General features: G+C 64.5%; 1 protein-coding gene and 2 pseudogenes. 1 reads left to right on the plus strand and 2 read right to left on the minus strand.

Annotated features, from left to right (window positions below; all coding sequences use genetic code 11):
- On the plus strand, positions 1 to 146 hold a 146-nt coding region (locus MKK70_RS30990), incomplete at its 5' end, for an integrase core domain-containing protein (RefSeq protein ID WP_409568239.1).
- A 542-nt stretch (positions 147 to 688) separates the two neighbouring features.
- On the opposite strand, the pseudogene MKK70_RS03445 reads toward MKK70_RS30990, so the two are convergent.
- Positions 689 to 850, minus strand: a pseudogene (locus MKK70_RS03445) (helix-turn-helix domain-containing protein); the annotation flags it as partial.
- Positions 851 to 893: 43 nt separating this feature from the next.
- A pseudogene (locus tag MKK70_RS03450) lies at positions 894 to 1,014 on the minus strand (IS5/IS1182 family transposase); the annotation flags it as partial.

Below are 1,014 nucleotides of genomic sequence, written 5' to 3' on the forward strand. Positions count from 1 at the left end.
ACGCCGAGCCCTACGCCTCATCCGCCGAGCGGACACAAGCCATGAGCCCCTGGATCGACCACTACAACACCAGCCGAACCCACTCCGCCCTCAGCCGACAGACACCCTGGCAAAGGCTGAACAACCTTCTGGGCAACGACACTTAGCGGCCCGTTCGCGCAGGCCGGGCTAGCTGCAAATTCGGCAGCGATGCCGCCGTAGACGAGGGCGGATCCCCGCGCGAGGAACCGCCGGCGCGACGTCCCCGCAACCGCCTCGGTGTCTCGGACCGCTTCGGCATCGGACTCTGTTCCGCTCACCCTGTATCTCCTCAGCTGGATTGGGCCGTGGTCGGACGCGAGATTGTAGTTCCGCCAATCCGACCGCGTCATCCCCAAGCTAGTTCTCTTGGTGACATCGCCGAAAGGAAACGCTTCAATTGATCACTTGGCAGCAGTTCGGCGTCGACCCACCGCCAACGCGGAAATTCGTATTACAGAGACGTCGATGCCAGCGCGACACGTGACGCCAGCCTCGCCGCCCGATCTAATGCAATGCGGACTGGCCGTCATCGACCCAACCCAGCCACTCGGACCGCCGTCGGTGCTTCTCGAAAGCAGCCGTTCGTCAGCCCCCCGGCAACTTCGGTTTAAGGTGGCGATCAGACCTTAGCTCTTCGCCCGAAATCGGGCGCTGCGCGCGCCGCTCTTCACCGCCTACCGGCGGCGGCCAAGCTGGTTCGTTCAACAATCTCGACCGCGCCGCGACGGAGTTCGATCAGGCCTGCTTCGGCCCATTGTGCCAGGATGCGGCTCACCACCTCGCGCACGCTGCCGACGTCGTCGGCCAGCTTCTGATGGGTCACGGCAACGACGCCGCGTGGATCGGCTTCAGCTAAGAGTCCGTCCGATAAGTCATGACGCTCGGCCGAGCCTTCGGACGAGGATCATGACGGCGGCGGCGTAGAGGAAGGCTTGGGCCGAGGCGAGGGTCGCCTCCGGGTCTTTCCAAAGGCGGCGGTTGCGGCTGATCCAG

The organism is Methylobacterium sp. E-041, assembly GCF_022829665.1.
GTDB lineage: Bacteria > Pseudomonadota > Alphaproteobacteria > Rhizobiales > Beijerinckiaceae > Methylobacterium.